This window comes from Microcoleus sp. PH2017_34_RAT_O_A, from assembly GCF_020737885.1.
In the GTDB taxonomy this organism is placed as follows: Bacteria; Cyanobacteriota; Cyanobacteriia; order Cyanobacteriales; family Microcoleaceae; genus Microcoleus.
This window is the reverse complement of sequence record NZ_JAEQDD010000014.1, coordinates 56,002-79,037: the sequence shown is the minus strand read 5'-3', so window position 1 is coordinate 79,037 and position 23,036 is coordinate 56,002. Positions and strand designations below refer to the sequence as shown.

Sequence of the window (23,036 nt, the reverse complement as noted above, 5' to 3'; positions counted from 1 at the left end):
TTTTGCAAGAAGCATTTTTTATGGTAGTGCGAGCGTCCCCGCTCGCGTGCTTGTACAAGCACGCGAGCGGGGACGCTCGCACTGTAAATGCAAAACTGAGATTCTCCCCAAATATCAACTTTAAAAACTCATCTAAATAACTAATCTGGCACTCTCAAGCCTTTAAGCTTTTCCCCTTTCTCCTCCTCACTCAGCCCCTTACACTGCACCAAAACCCCAAACCCCCCCAAACCCATCTGATCGATCAATTGATACAGCGCTTCCCGCCTGCGTAAAAATGTTGCCAAATCCAATACTTGTGCATCATTTGCAGATAGAGAAGCAATTCTATCGCCCACACCCAACACCATCAAAAACCAAGCCTGCTGAGTAAAACCCATCATCTCCAAACCGCACAATTCACCTTGTTTTTCCAGCGCCGTAAAATCAGCGTGGGCCGTTAAATCCTGCCACCCCACATTAATATAAGGATTGCTGTGATAGCGGTGGCGGTAATAACATTGCAGCGTTCCCTCTGTGCGTCTCGGATTGTAATATCGGTGCGCCGGATGGCCGTAATCAATTGTCAACAAATAACCGCGCTGCAATTTTTCTGCAACTGTTTTTATCCACTCTAAAGCTGCTAAATTAACTTCACTGCGATAACCATCCCCATAGACACTTGCCGATAAATCAATTCCTACTAAATCAAAATATTCGGCAATCTTAGGATTTGAAAGCTCGCCTACTACTTCAATAAACTTGCTTCCAGATTGTTCGTTTTTTTCTTCGTTTGCGGTAACGTAAATTTCCCGAAGTTGCCCTTGTTCGATGATAAATTGATGGACTGGAAAAGCATCTACTAACTCGTTAGAAAAGAAGCATCCGACAATCGAGTTATTAGCTATTTCATCCCACTTGCACCACTTGACTATTTTAAATTCAGCTAAGTTTTGCTGCTGCACCGCTTGCTGTACAGGGGAAATCTCAACAATAATGTATTCTAATATTTTAAATAAATCGGGATGTTGTCGTTGCAGGTATTGCAGTAAATGTGTGGCAAAGGTTCCCCGCCCCGCACCCATTTCTACTATAGTAAAATGATGAGGTTTGCCGAGAATTTGCCACATTTCCACAAATTGCTCGCCCAAAACCTCAGCAAAATCTGCGCTCCAATGAGGCGACGTGATAAAATCGCCTTGTTTGCCGATGTTTGGTCGATCGCCATTATAGTAACCATACTGCGGGTGATATAGTGCCAAATCCATATATTCCGCAAAGGTAATGCGCTGCTGGGGACTGGCGGCAATTCTTTCGCTGATTAAAGCGCAGAGTTCGGGGTTGCTATCGTTAATATCTAATTGCTGGACTGTCATAGTTTATAGTTGATGTTATTTTATTGAGGAAATAAAGATTTTTTAACCGCAGAGGGCGCAGAGGACACAGAGGAAGAGAAAAGAGAGAAATTTTGATGTTCATAAATTTGGCATTCATTCTGTAACATCTCTATTTTTCAAAATTTATTATATCATTTTGACGCCGATCGCAAAATTGAGATTTGAGATTGGCAATTTTCGCTCGCTGTGATAAGCTAGCTTTAGCTTTTAAATATAATCCTTCTGTATGTCGAGAGAGTCTTGTTTAGAAGAGTTCAAAAATTCAAGCGAGTTATTATTACCAGCTTATTTAGTTATCTTCGATCTTGCAGACACAAAAAGACGCAATAATTACTTAGGTCACGATGAAGTAGACAAAGATATCATCGCCTTCGATAATTTCTTGAAAAATTGCGTTTCTTTAGAAAGATGCAAGAGAATTGCCGGCGATATATGGGTGGCTTGTTTTACAGAACATCAACTAAACGATATCCCGGCTTTGATAGTGAATTACTCACAAGAAGTTCCTATAGTATTAACATTGTGGAAATGCGAGGCGATCGATCCCAAGGGAAACTCTATATTTATTGAAGAAGAGAGAAACGTTTCGATCTGTCGTGCTGTCCGCTGCGGCTATTTGTGGATTGAAAATGTTAATGAATTAAGTTTCAAAGTCAATGAATTACTAGATAGGGTATGGAGTTTACCTGTTAATACATTAACTTCCCTAGAGTCAGAGGTAGCTGTTAATTTACCAAAATGGCAGTGTATCCCCCCTGAAAGTTTATCTGTAACTGAGTATTGCCCCTACTGCAACAGCACAAACTTGCGGCTGTTAGAAGTAGATTATGATTGTGATAAGCGTATTTGCACGCAGTGCGGAACTCAAGTAATTTTTAGCTATGATTTTTATTGTTGAGATTCCATAGTTTATAGTAGCCGATCGAGGATTCAAAAAAAGGGAGATCGCACTTTTTAGCAAATAGCCCAAAAATACGATCGCCCTTTTTCATCTAGCGATCGACAGAACCCATGATAATATCGATACTGCCCAGAATCGCCACCAAGTCCGCAATCTTTACACCGCGCACGATGTGGGGCAAAATCTGCAAATTATTGAAATCCGCAGCGCGAATCTTCCAGCGCCAAGGAAACACGCTGTCATCGCCGATAATATAGATTCCCAACTCACCCTTGCCGCTTTCAACACGCACGTAATGTTCGCCCTTAGGAATCTTGAAAGTTGGCGCTACTTTTTTGCCAATAAACTGATAGTCGAAACTGTTCCACTCAGATTTTGGCCCGCTTTCTAAGCGCTTGGCTTCCAAGTTTTCGTAAGGGCCGCCGGGGAGTGCTTTCAAAGCTTGATAGAGAATTTTAACTGACTCGCGCATTTCCCGAATTCGGACTAAGTAGCGGGCTAAACAATCGCCCGCAGCTTCGGTGCAAACTTCCCAGTCGAAGTCGTCGTAACATTCGTAATGGTCAACTTTCCGCAAATCCCAATTCACACCGGAACCGCGCAACATGGGGCCCGATAGTCCCCAGTTAATCGCTTCGGCGCGGGAAATCGTACCCAGTCCTTCAATCCGGCGGCGGAAGATCGGATTGTTGGTAATTAAACGTTCGTATTCGTCAATTTTGGGAAGGAAGTAATCGCAGAAATCTTCGCATTTGTCTACCCAACCGTAGGGTAAATCTGCTGCGACTCCGCCGATGCGGAAGTAGTTGTTGTTTACCATGCGGTAGCCGGTGGCTGCTTCCCACAAGTCGAGAATTGGTTCGCGATCGCGCATAGTGTAGAAAAAGGGAGTTTGCGCGCCCACGTCTGCCAAAAACGGCCCCACCCACATCAAGTGGTTAGCAATCCGGTTCAACTCCAGCATGATTACCCGAATGTAACTCGCCCGTTTGGGGACAGCTATATTCGCTAACTTTTCCGGCGCATTGACTGTCACCGCTTCGTTAAACATCCCCGCAGCGTAGTCCCAGCGGCTCACGTAGGGGACGTACATCACGTTGGTGCGGTTTTCGGCAATTTTTTCCATGCCGCGGTGTAGATAGCCCAAAACAGGCTCGCAGTCCACTACGTCTTCGCCGTCCAGGGTGACAATTAACCGGAGTACGCCGTGCATGGATGGGTGGTGCGGGCCCATGTTGAGCACCATTGGTTCAGTTCTAGTCTCAATTCTTGACATAATAATAGGTAATTGGTAATAGGTAATTGGTCATTGGTAATTGGTCATTGGGCATTGGGCATTGGTCAGTGGTAATTGCTCAAACAGGTCATTGCTCATTAGCAAAAAAACTTTCTAACTAGGAACTGAGAACAACTGACAACTGACAACTGACAACTGACAACTGACAACTGACAACTGACAACTGACAACTGACTATTGTTGATTTTTGTTTCACTTTTATAGATTATGAAGGATATCGAGCTATCTGAAAAGGATACCCCTGGATCGGATGTCAGTGTTGACACCTATCACGTTCCTGTTTTGGGAAGTGAGTTAATTGCGGGTTTAGCTGTGCGTGCCGGCGGGCGCTATTTGGATGCGACGCTTGGGGGCGGCGGACACACGAGTTTGATTTTGGCGGCGGCCCCTGATGTGACGGTGGTGGCGATCGATCGCGATACAGAAGCCATCCGTTTTTGCCAATCCCGATTTGCCAACTCGCCCGTCGAGTTTTGGCACGGCAATTTTGCCCAATATCAGTCTCCTGATGCCAAATTTGATGGTATTATAGCAGACTTGGGCGTTAGCTCTGCTCAGTTCGATACACCGGAACGAGGCTTTAGTTTTCGCCATCCAGCTCAACTAGATATGCGTATGAACCAGCAGCAATCTTTGACCGCAGAAGAGATTATCAATCACTGGGAAGAAGTTAAACTAGCAGATATTATTTACAGGTACGGCGAGGAACGACTGTCGCGGCGCATCGCGAGGCGGATTGTGCAATCGCGTCCTTTTGAAACTACTACAGAGCTCGCAGGTGCGATCGCCTCTACCTTCCCACCCAAGCAGCGCAACGGTAGAATCCATCCCGCCACCCGCACTTTCCAAGCTTTGAGAATAGCTGTCAACTCCGAACTAGCGTCTTTAGACACTTTCCTCAACCAAGCGCCTAAATGGTTAAAACCCGGTGGGAGAATTGGAATTATTACTTTTCACAGTCTCGAAGACAGGCCGGTCAAGCACCAGTTGAGAGCAACAGAGTGTTTGCAGGTACTGACAAAAAAGCCGATCGTGCCACAATCCGACGAACTAGCTAGAAATCCCCGCTCTCGTTCTGCTAAGCTCAGACTGGCAGAAAAATTAACTTGATTCGGCTGTAACGGGAATAAAGGACGAGCTCTCAAAGGCGGCGAGGTCTGTTCAGTTGACAGTTGACAGTTGACAGTTGACAGTTGAGGGCGACCTCTAAGAAGGAAGTCCGAGGATTGGAGTAATGAATAGTCTGATTTTAATTTCTCCCGCTCAACCTTGGGGCTTTAAACCAATTCTTTCTGGTCAGGCCGCGACCGGATGCAAGTTCCGAACTTCCTTGTGGTATCACTAACATGGCACTGACCTATGAAACCCGAACCCCTGATCCTGATTCGGCTCGGCCCAATCAGCCAAGGGTACTTGACAAGCTAGTTTTAGACCTGATTAATTCGCCTAGGAGTAGGGAATAGCATGAGTCGGGGAGATGGAAGCAAACTGAAACTAATGGTAGTCGATGACGAACCCGACAACTTGGATTTGCTGTACCGGACGTTTCGACGCGATTTTCAGGTTTACAAAGCAGATAGCGCCCTCAGCGCCCTGTCCGTTCTAGACGAACAGGGCGAGATGGCGGTGATTATATCTGACCAGCGGATGCCAGAAATGAATGGTACCGAGTTCTTGGGGAAAACAGTCGATCGCTTTCCTGATACGATTCGGATTCTGCTGACAGGATACACCGATGTTGAAGACTTGGTAGAAGCAATTAATGCAGGTCAAGTTTTCAAGTACATCACCAAACCGTGGAATCCTGAAGAGCTCAAATCAGTTATCAATCAAGCGTCAGAAACTTACAAATACTACAAGCAGCGCAGCGTTGCACTGCGCCGCGCTTTACGCAAGGAATCTCTGTTTAATGAGGTGATGGGCGTGATTCGCGGGTCGCTAGATTACTCTAGTATGGTACAAACTATTGTTCAAACCGTAGGTCAAACTTTTGAGGCCAACTATTGTATGCTGCGGCCGGTAGAGGTCGATCGACTATTACCCAGTACCTTTCCCTACCAAGCCCAAAACGCCGAACCTAGCAGCTTTTCTTTTGATGAAAATTTGCTGGTTCAAGCCGTAGCCAGCCGCCAAACTCAAGTCAGCGCCAACAGTGGGGCTGACGGTAACTCGGTTGAGATTGCTGTGCCCCTAACTTATCAGCAAGACTTGCTGGCGGTACTAGCCCTGTGTCAGCAAGGTGGCACTAACCCTTGGTCGGGAGAAGAGATAGAGTTAATAGAAGGTGTAGCAGCTCAAGCTGCTCTCGCCCTGTCTCAAGCTAAGCTCTATCAGCGCACTCTGGATTTAGCCAATCAGATGCAAAACGAGTTGGAGGTGGCCCGCCAAATCCAAACAAACTTGTTGCGCCAAAGTTGGCCGGATTTTGAAACTGTCAGGGTGCAAGCTTGTTGCTATCCCGCGCGGGAAGTTGGCGGCGACTTTTTTGAGGTCTACGTCCACTCTCAAGGGGATATTTGGATAGCTGTGGGAGATGTTTCCGGTAAGGGTGTTCCGGCTGCTCTATTTATGGCTAGCGCGATTTCGGTGATGCGGCGCGAACTTTCTCAAGAAGTTTCTCCCGAACCCGAGAGAGTGATGCAGAATATGAACAGCAGTATGGCTGACGATCTGATCGGCAACAACCATTTTATTACAATGGTTGTAGCTCGTTACACTCCGTCAACAGGACACCTGGCTTTTGCTAATGCTGGTCACATTTATCCGATCGTTTGGTCTAACTCAGAGGTGAAAGCTCAAGCAGCTAGCGGTGCAACGCCAGCAGAGCCGAATTTCCTCAAAGCTCGCGGTATTCCCTTGGGGATATTGCCAGTCTGGAAAGGTAAAGCTGGTGCGATCGAATTAAAGTCAGGAGATGTATTTCTGCTGACAAGTGACGGGATTACTGAAGCTAGCGTGACCACTAAGGCGGTCGCAGGGGGCGAAGAAACCCGTTCTATGCTACAACAAGAAGGGCTTTGGCAACTTTTGATTCAAGAGCCTGGTTCTTTCAACTTGGACAATTTGTTGGCTTACATCCGAGCTGACAATCCCGTTCAGGAAGACGACCAAACCATACTCTCTCTGGAGGTTCTCTGAATCTGTCAGTCATGCCGACGAAGAGTCGGGGGCTTTGGGTCTCAAAAACTCCAGCCGTCAGTTGAGGGCCTACAGATTAATACAGAGAACGCGGGCGATGCTCTTCTGCAAGCTTCGCTAACGGCAAAAGTTACAGAACTAGCGCGTCAGTCGATTTGAGATTTGAGATTTGAGATTTGACTCTCGCATTCAATCGCGGGAGCTTGAACTTTCCTCTAAAATTTGGATCTCTCCACGACGGTGGTAAGTGGCACGGTATCCGTTTTTTGGGCGGGGTAAATGCCTAACTTTTAACTGATGCTTTGCGATCGAGGCTTTCAAAAAAATTGTATTGCATCGATCGCCCGCCATTGAGTATCCTCTATGTAGCGGCAAATATTAACGCCAGATAAATTTGGTGCGTCATGTTTCATAAAACTAATACGGGATGCGGGAAACTCAGAGACTTTAGTCCTTCCTAGGAAAGCGACGCGGAGGACTTTAGTCCCCGTGTTCTTCGTAGTATGATACAATTTAGATTGTGAGTAAGAACAAAAACATCTACGTGTTGAAACATCCTAGTATCGGAGAAATCCCTGCAACTTAGTACGCAAGAGTGAGAGGCAACACAAAAAGAGCTAATAATGGCAGGATGTCGAGCGTACCGCGTCTTGGCAAGTGTGATGGATTCTGAAAGCATTAGAAACAACAATCATTAGCTAGTAACTATCGCTTGACGATGAGTGACTAAGTAGACGGCGCTTGACGGTCGTAACGAGATTAGATTTAGGTCACACCCTTTGTCTAATTCTGTCAGTAGAATCTCAGCGGCTTTAGCCCGCTCGAGTGTCAAACCTGGTCTGAAGACACAGGGTTTTCAAACTTACGGGATTTTTTTATGAATACTGAGCTTCATGTGCCAAGCGACTTGCGGTTTTTAACAATAGTTGAAAATTGGTTGCTGAGCAGTTTGGAAGTTGAGCTAGGAGAGCACGTCGATTGGCCGCGTCAGTCGAATCGTTTGCGCTTGGTGTTAGCAGAAGCCTATTCTAACGTGATCCGCCATGCTCACAAAGATCAACCCAATCTGCCAGTTTTAATTCGCTTGAATTTAAAAAATCGGGATATTGGTTTAGAAATTTGGGATTACGGTAAAGGTTACGAAATGGATACTTACAGTCCCCCGAGGCCGGAAGCTAAACAAGAAAGTGGCTATGGCTGGCTGATTATGAGCCGACTTATGGATCGGGTGGACTACACTTTGCAATTAGACGGTCGTAACTGTCTGAAGTTGGAAGCGAGTTTGCCGGAAAAATCTTAATTAGTCATTAGTCATTAGTCATTAGTCATTAGTGATTGACAATGTTTTTGATTCTAGTGGTTGTCTGTCGCACCGTTTAGTCATTAGTCATTAGTCATTAGTGATTGACAATGTTTTTGATTCTAGTGGTTGTCTGTCGCACCGTGCGGTGACAGCCACTTTTTCTTGCAATCTCGTCCCTCTCTAACCAGACTCTAAGATTGTAGAGCCGAAGGAAGAAGAAAGAATTAAGAAGAAACAAGCAACAGTAGCTGTAGGGTGCGTCGCTATTAAAAATCCGTAAAGAAAAGCGACTTTTAGAGTAGCGACGCACCTCTATCGCGAGTTAAGCAAACAACTCCTCGTTTTACTCATCCCCAACAATTATGTACCAATACTTTTTATAAATCGTATAACATAACAACGTTTTAGCTGTCGGCTGCGGTTGCTCTAGGTACTGTTGCGGGCTGATAAATACTGAAAAAATCGGCTTTCTATAGCGTTGGCTATGCTTAGATAGATGGGAGCCTCTCAGTTTTGATTTTATAGTGCTGTCCCCGAAGAGCGATATATTCAACACTCGCTTTTCGGGGATAGCACTGTAAAAAAATTGCTTTTTTGCATTCATTGGGATGCTCCCTCTGGAGATGAGGTTATTCCTCACTATAAAACAATTTCATTGCGGTCGCTTTCTTGGCAATTACCAATTACCAATTTGTGCCTCACTCCCTGGATAATTCCTATATTAAGAACCGAATTTCTTAGGTCGCAGAGTCAGCAATTCTTGGGGAGACGCTAAGAGTTTGACGGTAACAGAAAGAATTTCTTGCTGAAAATTGAGCAGAAAAACCCATCCGACATTAATACCAAATGCGGGAGTTTGCACCCGGCCGCTGACCTGAATTTCAACTGTGCCATCTTCTAAAATTTTGCTTGCACTTTGCTGGGGTTCGAGATGCATTCCTGGCGCTTCTGTTTTTAGATAACGGGCGATCGAGCTTTTGCCGATAATTGGCTCTTCAAAGGGCGCGTGCAGAACCCCGTCCTCAGCAAACAAATTAGCGGTCGCTTCAAAATCGCCCGCGTTAAAAGTTTCAAAATATTGCTCTAGCGCAGGCTTTGTGAGACCGACGATATTTATAGAGCGAGTTAAAATAGGTCGAGTTGTGGCGGTCATATAAGAAATGATTGGAGATGAATGAATCTAATGTAATCATTCTCTTGGTCACAGCAAATCCATCAAAAGATATAGCTAGGGTCATAAATTTTATCTAAAAAAAATCAATAATGCTATGCGCCTCATGGAGCTTTGAGGCCGATCGACCGAAATTGTACCAGTTACCAAAAATAATGCAACTGTAGGCAAGTCGCAAACCCTTATGCCATCAGCCATTCCCAATCCTTGAATCCTTCAAATCTCAAATCAAAAATCGAAAAATCTCAAATCTCAAATCAACTAAACCCAGACACCTCGTGGCATCTGGGTTGCTGTAGAGTCTTTGTTAAACAAGAAGATGCTATTTGCGCATCAAATTCATCAATTCCTTAGGAGAAGCCAACAAGTCGATCGCCACAAAGAAAATTTGACCTTGAGGATCGAGCATAAACCGCCACGCGATGTTCATACCCACATTGGCGCCGAACCAAGGAGTTTCGACTTTACCCGTGACTTTGACTTGGCGGTAGCCATCTTCAGCAGGCTCCGACACACCTCGCTCGGGCAGCATTTTCAGGCCGATGCACTCTTCCCGCATATAGTTGAGGATAGCTTCGCGACCGACGATCGGCTTTTGGAAAGGCGGTTGGAGAGCACCGTCTTCAGCAAATAAACCGACGGCTGGGGTGAAGTCGAAGGCGTTCATGTTGTCGATGTAGCTGAGCACAGTTTGCTCGCTGATACCCTCAATCTGGGTTTTCACCCGCTCTGCTACAGCGGTTGGAGTGCTGCGAGGAGCAGAGCGTTTGCCGTATTCTTGGCTGAAATCGGGATCGTAGCCCATGTGAACTACGGTGTTGCGAAGTACAGTAATTTGTTGACCCGGATCGAGCTTCTTGATGGTTTCAAGGACTTGGGTTGCTTCGGGAGACATTTGATAGCCAGCAGGGATGGGAGCGACAGCGCCCTGTTTCATCAACTGTCCCAACTCGTACCAGAAACCGAGTTTAGTATTGACGCGCAATGAAGTGTAAATCCGGCCGATGGTGGTGTCGGCGTTGCTGGCTAGGTCAAACATGGTTTTGCTTTGAGCAGCCGGCGACATCTGTTTGATTTCGCCCAGGACGCCTTCAACCAGCGCCATGCTGGCTACTCCGGGGGCTGCTGCGGTAATGGAAATGCCCATTTCCGTGTAAGCATACCAGAGCAGTGCGAGTTGGTCTTCAACGCTGAGTTTGTAGAACGAGTCCGTGGTGGCCGGAACAGCACTAGCAATCTCGGTGTTCGAGAAAATAGATTGAGCTGATTGAATGCTAACTGCCATGTTTATACTGTGGGATTCGCTGTAGGTTTGATTTCCGTACTTGAGATGTGCGAATCGAATTCTCCCTTAATTAAAATTATGTAACGTTTTTGACAAATTACAGTTCAAATTTATAAATATAAAGATTGTGAAAGTATTATGAATTCTGTCGTAAAATCAGTCTAAATATTAATAGACTTATAGCCCATTTTGTGATATGGTTTTTTATCCGATGAAAATAACAATTAATAGCGATCGCATTAAGCAAAAAGGCCTAGAGTTGGGATTTCACAAAGTCGGGATCGCCTCAGCAGACGCAGATGTCGATCGAGAAAAACAAAGATTGCAGGCTTGGCTGGACAAGGGTTATCAGGCGGATATGGCATGGATGGCTAACCCGAAACGGCTGGATATTCGATCGCTCGTGCCAGATGTGCAGTCATTAATATGTGTCGCCCTCAATTACTACACGCCTCACCAACGCCCCGAGAATCCCCCGTTCGAGGGGGGGGACGATGCAGTCAGAGAGTATGCTAAAATCTCTCGCTACGGCTGGGGGCGGGATTACCACAAAATTTTGCACAAAAAACTGAAGCTGTTAGCAAATTGGGTGCGATCGCAAGGCGAAGGAATTGAAGCACGGTATTATGCTGATACCGGGCCGGTTCAGGATAAAGTGTGGGCGCAGCGGGCGGGGATTGGCTGGATGGCTAAAAATGGTAATGTAATTTCGCGAGAATACGGTTCTTGGGTGTTTTTGGGCGAAATTTTGACTAATATCGAGTTAGAGCCGGATGCGCCACACACCGAACATTGCGGTACCTGCACTCGCTGCATCGAGGCGTGTCCGACGAAAGCAATTACTGAGCCTTTTGTCGTGAATGCCGATCGGTGCATAGCTTATCATACGATCGAGAATCGAGCCGAAAAACTGCCCGACGAAATTGCATCTAATTTACAAGGTTGGGTAGCAGGTTGCGACATTTGTCAAGATGTTTGTCCCTGGAATCAGCGATTTGCCAAACCAACGGATGTTGCAGAATTTGAGCCTTATCCTGAAAACATAGCACCGACACTTGCAGAATTAGCGGAGATTTCCGATGAAGAATGGAACCGCCGATTTACAGCTTCGGCACTGCGGCGAATTAAACCCGAAATGTTGCGGCGGAATGCGAAAGCAAATCAAATTAATAGTCAGTTGACAGTTGACAGTTGATAGTTGTCAGTAGTTTCAGTCTTTTTTTCCTTCTTTCTGACATCCGTTACATCCCGTACATTGCTCGTTGCCGAACTTCCTTCTTTTAAAATCGATGTCTGCAAACGAACCTACCAAGAAAAAATGGTGCGTCAGTTTTGAGATGGTTGGCAGGAAATAACAATTATCGCAACTGACACACCCTACTTGATAGTTATTTATGTCTAGAGTTTGTCAGCTTGGCAATTCTCAAATAGTTGCATTTAAAATGTATAATGCAATGGGGCAGCGTAGCTCAGTGGTAGAGCGATATTTTAGATTTTAGAGGCGACCCCACGGATAAATTCGGGGGAAGAGAGGATTTTAGATTTTCGATTTGGGATTGATTCCACGGATAAATCACGTGGCGGGTACCACATCCAGAAATTCGCTTGTCAAGGCGAGAGACAACCGTTTGATTCGGTTCGCTGCCACCAGCAACGTAGTTTAAATGGTAGAATTCCCTGGAGTATACCGGGAGATGCGGGTGCGATTCCCGCCGTTGCTATCTTTTTTTTGCGTTAACAATCAAAAGGCAATGAGTAATATAGAAGAGATTTCCCCCTCGTGATTTAATCTTCCCCAATGACCAAAGTAATTATTTTTGATTTTGACGGTACTTTAGCAGATACAATCGATATTCTTCTGAACATCACCAACCGTTTGTCAGCAGAATTCGGCTTTAAGTCTGCGACAAAAGATGAACTCGCTCAATTAAGCAACTTAACTTCTTGGCAAATCCTCCGGTATTCTGGCATTTCTATCTTCAAATTCCCGCTGCTGATTAGAAAATTGAAAGCAGAGTTACGCAGTGAAATTCCTAAAATTGAATTATTTGCGGGAATTAAAGAAGTTTTGCTAGAGTTAAAAAACCTTGGCTTTCAATTGGGGATTATCACCTCTAATTCCCAAGAGAATGTCTTAGCCTTGCTAGAAATCAACGGGTTGCAAAACACTTTCAGCTTTATTTACTCGGGTTCAACTTTTGGCAAACATAAAGTTATTAATAAATGGCTGAAAAAAGAGCATATAAATCCTGAAGAAGTCGTGTATGTAGGAGATGAAATCCGAGATATAGATGCTGCTAGAAAAACTGGTATTAAGGTAATTTCGGTAAGTTGGGGTTTTAATTCTCAGGAAGTTTTGGCTGCACACAATCCCGATTTTTTGATTGAACGGCCTCAGGAATTGCTCGATATTATGAGTAATCTGGGAAGACTGTAACTTTTTGTAAAGAAATATTTTACATTGTAAAGTAGTAAATACTTTATGTCCGGACAGGTTGAAGAAATTGATTGAGGCTGATATAAAGAAAAAGGAAAAGATTTACTCGATCGCTCAAATAAAGAGGAACAGTATTATGTCAGCCTTTGAAACTTTCTTGACGTTCGGCTTGGCTTCAGTTTTCGCCGTAGCTACTTTAGCAACTTGGTTGCGTTTCACCAATCCGCCTTCTGTTAAACGCAATTAGTTCTATTATTGTTTTGAATTTGATATTAGAGTCGGGTTTCTTAACCTGATGGATAGTTAGCCGAAAGCCCGTTGCTCTAGAAATGTTTTGCCATCCAATAGATATTTTCTCAGAAACCCGGTTTCTGAGACTTTGCATAATTAAAAGAAACCCGGTTTCTCTCGAAATGTTTTGCTACCCAGCAGATATTTTCTCAGAAACCGGTTTCTTAGACTTTGCGTAATTCCCAGAAACAAAGAAAGAATAATCTTTTAGTCTGCTTCACTTCGTTTCAGTGCGGCTAAAACTGCTTGCTGGCTAACTGTTTGGTAGATTTTGCTCAAATGCTGTTTGATGCCGTCTGATGCGGGGGAGGATTTGGTAGTTGTCAGTTTGGCGTCGGTTGCCAGGGGAATGGGGCCTAAAATATCTAATACGGTTTCGCTGCTGGGCGGTGGCACAATCACGACTAAAGATGATTCTAGCTGTTGGTTGTATTCCCAAAAGCGATCGACCTTTGGCACTTTAGCATTCGCGGCGGGGGAATTGTCATAGGTGTTTAGCTGGGAATTTTCCTCTGCTTGGGTACCGCGTCTCTGGCGGAGTGCGGTTAAAATTTGCTCTTTGGTTCTACCGCGCAGTTGAAACAGTACGAAGGGGTCTTCGCCGAAGCGATCGCCCAATAAGTAGTATACTGCACTGATGTGTTTGCAAGGATTTTTCGGGTCAGGACAGCTACAGCGCGATCGAATATCTGACAAACTTAACGGAAATAGGGTTTTTCCGGCCGCCGCAAATACATCTTCAATATTGTGAGGCATTTCTCCAGCTAATAGTTTAGCTGAAAAAACCGCTCTTTGCGACATATTTTCAATCACGTAATCCCAATCTTCATCGGTTAAAGTATCGAGTCCTAAAGAAACTTGATAGGGTTTAGGATCAGTTCCTTGAACTATGGCAATTACTTCTTGGTTGGGAAATTTAATGCTGAGAACTTTGCCTTCCCGCGCATATTGCCATCCGCGTTCTAATCGCTTTTTGAAGCGGTAGGTATTGATTAAATCGAGCCATTGTTGTGTCCACCATTCTCTGTCAATCATAAGCGGAAGGAAGAAGGAAGAAGGAAGAAGGAAGAAGGAAGGAGGAAGAAGGAAGAAGGAAGAAGAAGGTTTGTAGTGAGGACTTTAGTCCGCAAAAATAAGGAAAAAAAGAAATAAGAAGGTTTGTAGTCAGGACTTTAGTCCGCATTCAAAAAGGAAGAAGGAAGAAGAAAGAAGAAGGTTTGTAGTGAGGACTTTAGTCCGCATTTAAGAAGGACTGAAGTCCTCACTACGAACCCTAAAAATTATTCTTCTTCTGTTTCTATAATAGCATTGCGATCGAGAATTAGTAAATTGCGAAGTTGGTCAGTATCGAGTTCAGTCAGCCAGTTTTCGCCCGCGCTGACTACTTGTTCGGCGAGAGCTTTTTTACTTTCGATCATATCGTGAATTTTCTCCTCTAAAGTACCAGTACAGACAAATTTGTGAACTTGCACATTTCTCGTTTGACCGATCCGAAATACGCGGTCAGTTGCCTGATTTTCTACTGCGGGATTCCACCATCTATCGTAGTGGAAAACGTGGGTTGCTCTGGTTAAATTTAAGCCAGTACCGCCCGCTTTTAAGGATAATATCATAATCGGCGGGCCTTGCGGATCGTGCTGGAAGCGATCGATCATTTCTTCCCGCTGCTGCTGCTTAATGCCGCCGTACAAAAACAAAACCTCTCGCCCTAAATGCTTTTCCAGATGCGGTTTCAGGAGTTTTCCCCATTCAGCAAATTGAGTGAAAATCAAAGCCCGATCGCCCTGGGCGACAACCTCTTCCAACATTTCCACCAACCGCTGCAATTTTCCCGATTCTTGGCTGTTAATGCTCAATTCCTTCGGCTTACCTTCTGCTTTCACAAGGGCAGGGTGGTTGCAAAGTTGCTTCAGTTTTACCAGCAAAGCCAGAATCATGCCTCGGCGCTGAATGCCTTCGGCTGATTCTAAATTAGCGATCGACTCTTCAACTACTTTCTGATATAATGCCGCCTGTCCTGACGCCAGACTGCAAAATACAGTCATCTCCTGTTTTTCCGGCAAATCTTGGATGATTTCTTTGTCAGTTTTCAGGCGGCGGAGGATGAAAGGCCGCACGAGCGATCGCAAAGTATGCAATGATTCTCTATCTCCATATTTCTCGATCGGAATTGCAAACCGGCGCTGAAAGAAATTGCGCGGGCCCAGATAGCCTGGATTCAGAAATTCCAAAATTGACCACAATTCTTGCAGTCTATTTTCCACCGGAGTTCCCGTCAGCGCAATTCTAAAAGATGCCTCGATTTGCCGCACCGCTTGCGACTGCTTCGCCTCGGAATTCTTAATGTTTTGCGCTTCATCTAAAACCAATCCTTGCCATTTAGTGCTTTGAATTTCCTTAGCATCGCGAAACACCAGAGAATAACTGGTAACTATTAAATCTTTTCCCTTAATTGCGGCCGCAAATGCTTTACCTTTAGCGCGTTGATCTCCATAATGGAGTAACACTTTCAACGTCGGGCCAAACTTCTTGACTTCGCGTTCCCAATTCCCTAACACTGATGTCGGACAAACCAGTAAAGTCGGGGCTTTTAGGGCATCCTGTTCTTGCAAATGCAGGAGAAAAGCAATTAGCTGAATCGTTTTGCCGCAACCCATATCGTCCGCGAGACAAGCACCTAAACCCCAGCGTTCTAAAAATGCTAACCAACCTGCCCCTAGCGCTTGATAGGGCCGCAATTGTCCTCGGAAAGTGGCTGGAGTTGCGATCGCACTTACGGCCTGATTATCGCTCAAAGTATTCAACAATTCCTGAAGTTGACCAGTTGCTTCAAAATTCACCACCGGCAACTTTTCAATCATCTGGGAATCGCCCGAAGCCAACCGCAAAGCATCTTCCAAGGAAAGAGTCATTTGCTCTTTGCGACTAGCAAAGAAACTTTGAGCCGCCCTGACATCGGTTGCGCGCAACTCCACCCACTCGCCGTTAATTTCCACCAAAGGCGAATTCAACGCGATCAAGTTGTCAAATTCTGCCTTAGAAATGCGCTGTCCGCCGATCGTCAATTCCCACTTAAAACTTAACAGACTTTGCAAGCCCAACCCCCCCTTGCCCCCCCTTACTAAGGGGGGGTTAGTTTCTCCTACTCCCCCCCTTAGTAAGGGGGGGTTGGGGGGGGTTTTTTCCGCCTTAATACTCAAACCCAAACGACTCGCCCAACCATCAGCCTTTGTCAAACTCGGCGGCAAAACCACGCCCAACCCGCTATCAGCAAACCGCCAAGCCACAGACTTAATAAACTCGTAAGCTTGCAGCGGATTTAGTTGACAAGATTGCGGTCGTTGTGCTTGCAAACTCGGCTCAATTAACGGATAAAGTTTCGAGGCTAAACCCAAGCCACTGAGCAAAGTTTCTTGAGGCAATTCAATTGTCCGTCCCGCATAATTTAAACGTTCGACAGAGTTGTTCCAAACAGTTTTCGCATCTACCAAAAAATCGGTTTCATCTACTGCTTGCAAGCAATAATTTAAACTCCAGTTAACTTTACCTGGAGACGGCGGTAGTAGTTGAAAACAAGTATGAAATTGATTTTGTTGAGATAGTTGATTTTGCAGCGGTGCAGCCCAAGCAGTCAGCTTGGTTGCCAACTTTTCCAAAGCTGCTGATTCGGCGCGCACAATCCCAGATTCCTGCTGCAAAGCTTGCAACCATTCGCGGGTTGGGGAAACTGTTTTGATGTCTAAAGTTGAGCCAGCAGCCGTTAGCGCAGCCCTCGAAGACGATCGCACTTCACAATCTACAACACTACTCAAAAACCCCAACACCAAATCCTCCGCCCCCACCGGCAAATCCACCGCCAAAGCCCATTCCCCGATTTCTGCTTCCTTTCTTCCTTCTTCCTTCTCCCCTCTTCCTTCTTCCTTCTTCTGATATATTCGACAAGCCGCCGGCATTTGCTTGGAAAAAGTAGCGAGGCGGAGTGTATCTGTAGAACTATCTAACAAAGGTTGCCATTTAGCAATAGCAGAACCGTCAGGTTGTGGTTCTAATGCTGGCAAAAATTTGCACCTCGCCAACAAATCCAAACTCCACCTAGCAATATGAGACCAAAAACGCAAATCCGATCCGACAAAAGAGTCTAGTTCTGTGCTATTGAGTGGCAGTGATTGCAAGAAAACAAAAGCTGCTTGAGGGTTGAGTAAATAACCTTCTACTTGCCAAGGATAAAGGTAAATTTCCTCGATTTTTGTTGGTTCTTCAAGTGCTGCTGCTGAGTGCTGCGGGATTAGTGTGGCGTTGTCTGCGGAGATTTGGGTGGGAAGTGCGATCGCCCGAACTTGCCTCTGAATCGATAAATTTTCCGTAGGAATGGCTGCGGTGGTCGTTTTGGGCGATCGTCTAGTCTTCTTGCTTTTCTCCTGAATATCTGCGGTTTCGGGTAATTGCCAGTTTAGTTTGCCCGACTGCTGCAAGGAAGTTAGAAAAGTCTTCAGTTCAGATTCGGTCATTGCCAAAGGATGCTGTAGACTCATCCCCGATTTAACGGTATCAATCGCCCCAACTTTCCGCCAAGTTTCTCCCCAAATAAATAAGCCACTTTTTTCTTTTTCCAGTAGCCAACTGCCGTGTAAAATTGCCATTTTTAAATCCTAATATTTTTATTTAATTGCGAGACTTGCTACAGCAGTCCTGTTTGATTTGTGAATAATATAACTCTTGCAAAAAATCCGAAATATCTTGAAATTATCTGCGTTAATCTGTGTTTATCTGCCTGACATCTGCGGTTGACCTAATTGATCCAAATTTCCCAATCGAAAATTCATAGTACCATCTATGGAATGTGTTTGGCGGGCGATCGACCGGAGAATCGACTGGAGAACATGAAAAAAAATTAAAGAGTATAAATGCTTACAATCAAGACACTGACAGTCGATCGCCCGCCGATTATCTCTCTCTTTTGGCTGGTTCCTCTCAAACATCCTGTGGTAATGTTACGATCCCGACAGAGAAAGAATGTGGTAGATAAGGAAGCAGTGCTACATGGTAGAGATAGACAAGTCAATATCTTTTGATGGACGGGATATTAGACTGAAGATTGGTTTACTGGCGCCTCAAGCAGGCGGTGCAGTTTTGATTCAGTCGGGTGACACGGCGGTTTTAGTGACAGCGACTCGATCGCAGGGGAGAGAGGGAATTGATTTCCTGCCCCTGTTGGTGGATTACGAAGAGAGACTCTACGCTGGCGGTAAAATTCCCGGTGGATTTTTGCGCCGGGAAGGGCGTCCCCCAGAAAAAGTTACTTTGACTGGGCGTTTGATCGATCGCCCGTTGCGTCCGCTATTCCCTAGCTGGCTGCGAGATGACATCCAAGTTGTCGCAACAACGCTGTCGATGGACGAACAAGTACCCCCCGACGTTTTGGCAGTGACAGGCGCTTCCGTAGCGATTCTGCTAGCGAAAATGCCGTTTTACGGGCCGATGGCGGCTGTGCGAGTTGGTTTGGTAGGGGACGATTTCATCATCAATCCCACCTATAGCGAAATCAAAGAAGGCGAGTTGGATCTCGTGGTAGCCGGTTCTCCAGACGGAGTAATCATGGTGGAAGCCAGCGCCAACCAATTGCCCGAACAGGATATCATCGAGGCGATCGACTTCGGCTACGAAGCAACCTGTGACTTGATTCAAGCCCAGCGCGAAATCATGGCAGAATTGGGCATCGATTTCGTGGTAGAGGAACGCCCACCGCAAGATTTCGCCCTCGAAAACTTCATTCGCGATCGCGCCCAAGAACCCATCCGCATCATTTTGTCAAGATTTGAAAAAGACAAAACAATACGGAATGCAGCTTTGGACGAAGTGAAGGCAAATGCAGTCGAATCTGCGATCGCCGAACTAGCCGAAGACGATCCGATCAAACTAGCAGCCACCAGCAAGACAATTGGCAACGTTTTCAAAGACGTTACCAAGAAAATGATGCGGAAGCAAATCATCGAAGATGGCGTCCGTGTAGACGGCCGCAAGCTAGACGAGGTGCGACCCGTTTCTTGTCGTGTAGGGGTGCTGCCGTCGCGAGTACACGGCTGTGCGCTGTTCAATCGCGGCTTAACCCAAGTCTTGTCCGCAGCAACTCTGGGAACTCCAGGAGACGCGCAAGATTTAGCCGATGACTTGCACCCGCAGCAAGACAAACGCTACCTGCATCACTACAATTTCCCCCCATTTTCCGTGGGAGAAACCAAACCGATGCGATCGCCCGGACGCCGAGAAATCGGTCACGGAGCCCTTGCAGAACGCGCTTTGCTGCCAGTTTTGCCATCCAAAGAAGATTTCCCCTACGTCATTCGCGTAGTTTCCGAAATCCTCTCCTCCGACGGTTCAACCTCAATGGGTTCAGTTTGCGCCTCAACGCTAGCGTTAATGGATGCAGGCGTTCCCCTTTCGCAACCCGTCAGCGGCGCGGCCATGGGATTAATCAAAGAAGGCGATGAAGTCCGAATCTTGACTGACATTCAAGCAATTGAAGACTTCTTAGGCGACATGGACTTCAAAGTAGCCGGTACCGACACCGGAATTACTGCTTTGCAAATGGACATGAAAATCAAAGGTTTGCCCTTAGATGCGATCGCAAATGCGATCCGTCAAGCCAAACCTGCGAGACTGCACATTTTAGAAAGAATGCTAGCAACCATCGACACTCCCCGCAAGGAAATGTCGCCGTTTGCACCGCGTTTGCTAACGCTGAAAATCGATCCCGAATTTATCGGTTTGGTAATTGGGCCTGGTGGTAAAACTATCAAAGCCATCACCGAAGAAACTGGTGTCAAGATTGACATCGAAGACGACGGAACCGTGACAATTGCTGGTAACGACAGTGAAAAAGCTCAACGGGCTTACAATATTGTCCAAGGCATGACGCGGAAGTTGAATGCTGGAGACGTGTATGTCGGCCGCGTAACTCGAATTATTCCGATCGGCGCTTTTGTCGAAATTCTGCCAGGAAAAGAAGGAATGATTCACATTTCCCAGTTAGCGGACTACCGTGTTGGGAAAGTGGAAGACGAGTTAGCTGTGAATGATGAAGTGATTGTCAAAGTGCGAGAAATTGACAATAAAGGTCGAATTAATTTGACCCGTTTGAACATTCATCCCGATGAAGCGGTAGCCGCCCGCGAAGCGTTGAATAAATAGTTGACAGTTGGTAATTGGTAATTGCTTTTGGAGTAATTGCTAATTGCTGATTGGTAACTGGTAATTAGTAATTCCTAATTGCTAATTGAGATAAAATCTGATTGTTTCAGATTGATTTGGGAGTAGGTGCGCGACAGCGACAGATCGACAAAAGTGCGATCGGCTGTGGGAGTTCATACAGTCGCGCACTTTCCCCTCGGCACTTAAAACTATCTGCGATCGTTTGGCGGTTGAAACCGCTACTATACAAACGAAGTCCGCCTCCGCGGACTGAATAAAATATAAAGTATGCTTAGCTGTAGGGTGCGTCGCCATTAAAAATCCCTCAAAAAAATCGACAATCGATCGAGCGACGCACCTTACAAAATGGTCAGTATAAACAACCCTCTGCTTAACTCTTGCCCAAAATTTTATTGTACCAAGATTTTTGAGAAATAGTATAACCTAATACGGTTGACTTAAGAACAATCTGAGTTGAGGGTACGTTGTTGCGCTTCAGCGCTCTTTCCTAATATTTATAAAGAGCGCTGAAGCGCAACAACGTACCTAATTTGTCTCACGGGGAAGTAGGGGGCAAGAATTCGGAAGATCGAGTCCTAATAATCAAATAACAGCAATACAATCAATCTCTACCAACACATCCTTCGGCAAACGAGCAACTTCCACACAAGCCCGTGCCGGTGCAGTTTTCTCATCAAAATATTTCCCATAAACCGCATTGACAGCGGCAAAATCATTCATATTTTTGAGAAAAACCGTAGTTTTCACGACATCCAACCAAGTAGCGCCGGCTTCTGTGAGAATGGCTTCGAGATTTGCCATCACTTGTTCGGTTTGCTTGGCCACGTCGTCGGTGTAGACGATATCGTTTAGTCTAGTGTCGATCGCAATTTGGCCAGCTACAAACAGCATAGTGCCCGTTGCGGCGATCGCTTGATTGTAAGGGCCCACAGGTGCGGGTGCTTTGTCAGTACGAATAATTTTGCGCGTCATAGATGTTCCTGTTTGAGATTCTTGTTGATTGGTTTCTGGTTTGTAAAATTCTCCATCAGGCATGATTGTACCAGTGAAGTCTGCATTCTTGATGTTCATACCATAAGTATTGGCATCAGTCAAATCTGCTCTCTTAAATTTAGCTCCCTCCAGATTTGCTCGGATCAAATTAGCTCTTTGAAGACCTGTTCTCTCTAAATTTGCACCTCGCAAACAAGCGTTTCTTAGATTTACTTCTATCAATTCGGCTCCAGCTAAATCCGCATTTGCTAGATTCATACCCGACAAGTCCTGCTGAGACAAATTGACACCGCGCAGCTTGGCTCCCTGAAGATTAGTATCTTTGATTTTTAGGCCAGTTATATCTGCCCGACTTAAGTCTGCTTCAGTCAAGTTTGCTTTAGTCAGGTTTGCACCGGTGAGGTTCGCTCTGCTCAAACACACTTCAATCAAGGATGCTTCAGTGAACTTTGCAGAAGGTAGTTTGGCATCACTTAGGTTTGCTTCATTCAAGTTGGCATTACTAAAATTAGCATAATTCAAATCAGATTTACTTAAATCAGCACCGCACAAATCTGCATCAGTGAAGTTTGCAGAAGAAGCTCGTAACCCGCTCAAATTTGCACCTTTCAGAGATGCCTTCGTGAGGTTTGTACTATTAAGCGTTGCTCCGGTTAGGTTTGCCTCATTCAACTCTGCTGCTGTCAAGTTTGCAGAGCTTAAGTCGATCCCACTCAAGTCTGCACCTTTGAGGTCTACACCTCTCAGCATAGCTGAATGAAAGTTTCGTTCGCCTTTAGCGTATCTTTCTAAAAGTTCTTCAGCGTCCATTCATAACCTCGATCGCCCTTTCGTCCCAAAAATCACTATACCATCCGCACGAATCCGCCTGCACCTGCCATTTTGCGCGCAGATGATTATGGGATTCCACACCCCGCGTGCAAGAAACCGGGTTTCTACGATAATTTAAGCATCGTAGCTAAGATTGTAGGAAGAAACCCGGTTTCTGAACCCCCGCGCAGTGAAAGAACCTCAGCCAGCAATAAACTTCATCGCAACACCATTCATGCAGTAACGTTTGCCAGTAGGTGCAGGGCCGTCATCAAATACATGACCCAAATGCCCGCCACAGCGACGGCAATGCACCTCAATTCTAGTCCCAAACAGCGAATTATCGATCGATGTGGCGATCGCCCCTTTGATCGGATCGTAAAAACTTGGCCAACCAGTACCGCTATCAAATTTAGTTTGCGACGCAAAAACTGGCAAATTACACCCAGCACACGCATAAATTCCCGAACCGTATTGCTTGTCGAGAATGCTAGTATGAGAGCGTTCAGTAGCGTGTTTTCGCAACACATTAAACTGTGCCGGAGTCAAAAGTTTGCGCCACTCTTCCTCAGTTTTAGTAACTTCAAAAACACCATTACTAGCAGCCATAACATCTGACTTACCAGGCAAACAGGATGATAACCATGCCATGTTTACTGTCGCTATACCAGCTTTCAAAAATAATCGTTTCTTCATGATTCATCCAGTTGCTAATTAATCTAAACTACCAGCAGTCACGTTCAAAACTTTTTGCTTGATTTGTACTTTTTTCAATCTCCGGTTCTTGGACACGATATCATATCACGTCCGGTCGATTACCATAAC

At 45.5% G+C, this 23,036-nt stretch carries 16 protein-coding genes and 1 tRNA gene; 9 read left to right on the top strand and 8 right to left on the bottom strand.

Going from position 1 to position 23,036, the window contains the following annotated elements; translation table 11 throughout:
• Positions 1 to 140 precede the first annotated feature (140 nt).
• Positions 141 to 1,355, bottom strand: coding sequence for a class I SAM-dependent methyltransferase (locus tag JGK11_RS07205; RefSeq protein WP_293211105.1), 1,215 nt, complete (start codon positions 1,353 to 1,355; stop codon positions 141 to 143).
• A 247-nt stretch (positions 1,356 to 1,602) separates the two neighbouring features.
• Between JGK11_RS07205 and JGK11_RS07200 the strand changes: the two genes are divergently transcribed.
• Positions 1,603 to 2,274 carry a hypothetical protein gene (locus JGK11_RS07200; protein ID WP_293211102.1) on the top strand — a complete coding sequence of 224 codons (672 nt, stop codon included), beginning with the start codon at positions 1,603 to 1,605 and terminating at the stop codon, positions 2,272 to 2,274.
• Between the two features lie 94 nt (positions 2,275 to 2,368).
• Here JGK11_RS07200 and JGK11_RS07195 read toward each other — a convergent pair whose 3' ends face one another.
• On the bottom strand, positions 2,369 to 3,553 hold the full coding sequence (locus JGK11_RS07195) for an NAD(P)H-quinone oxidoreductase subunit H (RefSeq protein WP_293122540.1): 1,185 nt from the start codon (positions 3,551 to 3,553) through the stop codon (positions 2,369 to 2,371).
• A gap of 228 nt (positions 3,554 to 3,781) precedes the next feature.
• Here JGK11_RS07195 and rsmH point away from each other — a divergent pair, with 228 nt between their 5' ends.
• The 3 genes from rsmH (at position 3,782) to JGK11_RS07180 (ending at position 8,012) form a co-directional block, all read left to right on the top strand.
• The gene (rsmH, locus tag JGK11_RS07190) at positions 3,782 to 4,684 is read left to right on the top strand and encodes a 16S rRNA (cytosine(1402)-N(4))-methyltransferase RsmH (protein ID WP_293190700.1); all 903 of its coding nucleotides are present in this window, start codon (positions 3,782 to 3,784) and stop codon (positions 4,682 to 4,684) included.
• 354 nt (positions 4,685 to 5,038) lie between these two features.
• Positions 5,039 to 6,712, top strand: coding sequence for a SpoIIE family protein phosphatase (locus JGK11_RS07185; protein ID WP_293180644.1), 1,674 nt, complete (start codon positions 5,039 to 5,041; stop codon positions 6,710 to 6,712).
• 877 nt (positions 6,713 to 7,589) lie between these two features.
• The gene (locus JGK11_RS07180; protein WP_293150468.1) at positions 7,590 to 8,012 is read left to right on the top strand and encodes an anti-sigma regulatory factor; all 423 of its coding nucleotides are present in this window, start codon (positions 7,590 to 7,592) and stop codon (positions 8,010 to 8,012) included.
• A 724-nt stretch (positions 8,013 to 8,736) separates the two neighbouring features.
• On the opposite strand, the gene JGK11_RS07175 is transcribed toward JGK11_RS07180, so the two are convergent.
• Together JGK11_RS07175 and JGK11_RS07170 are read right to left on the bottom strand one after the other, a co-directional pair.
• On the bottom strand, positions 8,737 to 9,168 hold the full coding sequence (locus JGK11_RS07175) for a nuclear transport factor 2 family protein (protein ID WP_293196404.1): 432 nt from the start codon (positions 9,166 to 9,168) through the stop codon (positions 8,737 to 8,739).
• A 340-nt stretch (positions 9,169 to 9,508) separates the two neighbouring features.
• On the bottom strand, positions 9,509 to 10,471 hold the full coding sequence (locus JGK11_RS07170; RefSeq protein ID WP_293180650.1) for an orange carotenoid protein N-terminal domain-containing protein: 963 nt from the start codon (positions 10,469 to 10,471) through the stop codon (positions 9,509 to 9,511).
• Between the two features lie 211 nt (positions 10,472 to 10,682).
• Here JGK11_RS07170 and queG point away from each other — a divergent pair, with 211 nt between their 5' ends.
• The 3 genes from queG to JGK11_RS07155 all read left to right on the top strand — a co-directional run bounded on the left by queG (position 10,683) and on the right by JGK11_RS07155 (position 12,908).
• Positions 10,683 to 11,666 (top strand): tRNA epoxyqueuosine(34) reductase QueG, encoded by a 984-nt coding sequence (gene queG / locus JGK11_RS07165; RefSeq protein WP_293211099.1) that lies wholly within the window; start codon positions 10,683 to 10,685, stop codon positions 11,664 to 11,666.
• A 454-nt stretch (positions 11,667 to 12,120) separates the two neighbouring features.
• Positions 12,121 to 12,192 (top strand) — tRNA-OTHER (locus JGK11_RS07160).
• 77 nt (positions 12,193 to 12,269) lie between these two features.
• Positions 12,270 to 12,908, top strand: coding sequence for an HAD-IA family hydrolase (locus tag JGK11_RS07155; RefSeq protein WP_293180656.1), 639 nt, complete (start codon positions 12,270 to 12,272; stop codon positions 12,906 to 12,908).
• Between the two features lie 498 nt (positions 12,909 to 13,406).
• Here the strand turns inward: JGK11_RS07155 and JGK11_RS07150 are convergent, their stop codons facing one another.
• Both JGK11_RS07150 and JGK11_RS07145 read right to left on the bottom strand, forming a co-directional pair.
• Positions 13,407 to 14,234, bottom strand: coding sequence for an SWIM zinc finger family protein (locus tag JGK11_RS07150; protein ID WP_293196406.1), 828 nt, complete (start codon positions 14,232 to 14,234; stop codon positions 13,407 to 13,409).
• 245 nt (positions 14,235 to 14,479) lie between these two features.
• Positions 14,480 to 17,839 (bottom strand): DEAD/DEAH box helicase, encoded by a 3,360-nt coding sequence (locus JGK11_RS07145; RefSeq protein ID WP_293211097.1) that lies wholly within the window; start codon positions 17,837 to 17,839, stop codon positions 14,480 to 14,482.
• 264 nt (positions 17,840 to 18,103) lie between these two features.
• Between JGK11_RS07145 and JGK11_RS07140 the strand changes: the two genes are divergently transcribed.
• Together JGK11_RS07140 and JGK11_RS07135 are read left to right on the top strand one after the other, a co-directional pair.
• Entirely contained in the window at positions 18,104 to 18,271 is a 168-nt protein-coding gene (locus tag JGK11_RS07140) for a hypothetical protein (protein WP_293150440.1), read from the top strand.
• On the top strand, positions 18,240 to 20,387 hold the full coding sequence (locus tag JGK11_RS07135) for a polyribonucleotide nucleotidyltransferase (RefSeq protein ID WP_293180665.1): 2,148 nt from the start codon (positions 18,240 to 18,242) through the stop codon (positions 20,385 to 20,387). Before JGK11_RS07140 ends, JGK11_RS07135 begins: the two co-directional genes overlap by 32 nt.
• Before the next feature lie 603 nt (positions 20,388 to 20,990).
• Here the strand turns inward: JGK11_RS07135 and JGK11_RS07130 are convergent.
• Both JGK11_RS07130 and msrB read right to left on the bottom strand, forming a co-directional pair.
• A complete protein-coding gene (locus JGK11_RS07130; RefSeq protein ID WP_293211095.1) occupies positions 20,991 to 22,211 on the bottom strand; it encodes a Rid family detoxifying hydrolase in 1,221 nt (406 codons plus the stop codon).
• Between the two features lie 201 nt (positions 22,212 to 22,412).
• Entirely contained in the window at positions 22,413 to 22,907 is a 495-nt protein-coding gene (gene msrB / locus JGK11_RS07125) for a peptide-methionine (R)-S-oxide reductase MsrB (RefSeq protein ID WP_366053479.1), read from the bottom strand.
• Positions 22,908 to 23,036 lie beyond the last annotated feature (129 nt).

Excerpts from the sequence above, each read along its gene's own strand:
- JGK11_RS07175 (WP_293196404.1), bottom strand. The coding sequence starts at position 9,168 with ATGACCGCCACAACTCGACCTATTTTAACTCGCTCTATAAATATCGTC.
- JGK11_RS07170 (WP_293180650.1), bottom strand. The coding sequence starts at position 10,471 with ATGGCAGTTAGCATTCAATCAGCTCAATCTATTTTCTCGAACACCGAG.
- JGK11_RS07135 (WP_293180665.1), top strand. The coding sequence starts at position 18,240 with ATGGTAGAGATAGACAAGTCAATATCTTTTGATGGACGGGATATTAGA.
- JGK11_RS07130 (WP_293211095.1), bottom strand. The coding sequence starts at position 22,211 with ATGGACGCTGAAGAACTTTTAGAAAGATACGCTAAAGGCGAACGAAAC.
- JGK11_RS07150 (WP_293196406.1), bottom strand. The coding sequence starts at position 14,234 with ATGATTGACAGAGAATGGTGGACACAACAATGGCTCGATTTAATCAAT.
- JGK11_RS07200 (WP_293211102.1), top strand. The coding sequence starts at position 1,603 with ATGTCGAGAGAGTCTTGTTTAGAAGAGTTCAAAAATTCAAGCGAGTTA.
- JGK11_RS07185 (WP_293180644.1), top strand. The coding sequence starts at position 5,039 with ATGAGTCGGGGAGATGGAAGCAAACTGAAACTAATGGTAGTCGATGAC.
- JGK11_RS07140 (WP_293150440.1), top strand. The coding sequence starts at position 18,104 with ATGCTTACAATCAAGACACTGACAGTCGATCGCCCGCCGATTATCTCT.
- JGK11_RS07180 (WP_293150468.1), top strand. The coding sequence starts at position 7,590 with ATGAATACTGAGCTTCATGTGCCAAGCGACTTGCGGTTTTTAACAATA.
- JGK11_RS07195 (WP_293122540.1), bottom strand. The coding sequence starts at position 3,553 with ATGTCAAGAATTGAGACTAGAACTGAACCAATGGTGCTCAACATGGGC.
- JGK11_RS07155 (WP_293180656.1), top strand. The coding sequence starts at position 12,270 with ATGACCAAAGTAATTATTTTTGATTTTGACGGTACTTTAGCAGATACA.
- rsmH (WP_293190700.1), top strand. The coding sequence starts at position 3,782 with ATGAAGGATATCGAGCTATCTGAAAAGGATACCCCTGGATCGGATGTC.
- JGK11_RS07205 (WP_293211105.1), bottom strand. The coding sequence starts at position 1,355 with ATGACAGTCCAGCAATTAGATATTAACGATAGCAACCCCGAACTCTGC.
- msrB (WP_366053479.1), bottom strand. The coding sequence starts at position 22,907 with ATGAAGAAACGATTATTTTTGAAAGCTGGTATAGCGACAGTAAACATG.
- JGK11_RS07145 (WP_293211097.1), bottom strand. The coding sequence starts at position 17,839 with ATGGCAATTTTACACGGCAGTTGGCTACTGGAAAAAGAAAAAAGTGGC.
- queG (WP_293211099.1), top strand. The coding sequence starts at position 10,683 with ATGAAAATAACAATTAATAGCGATCGCATTAAGCAAAAAGGCCTAGAG.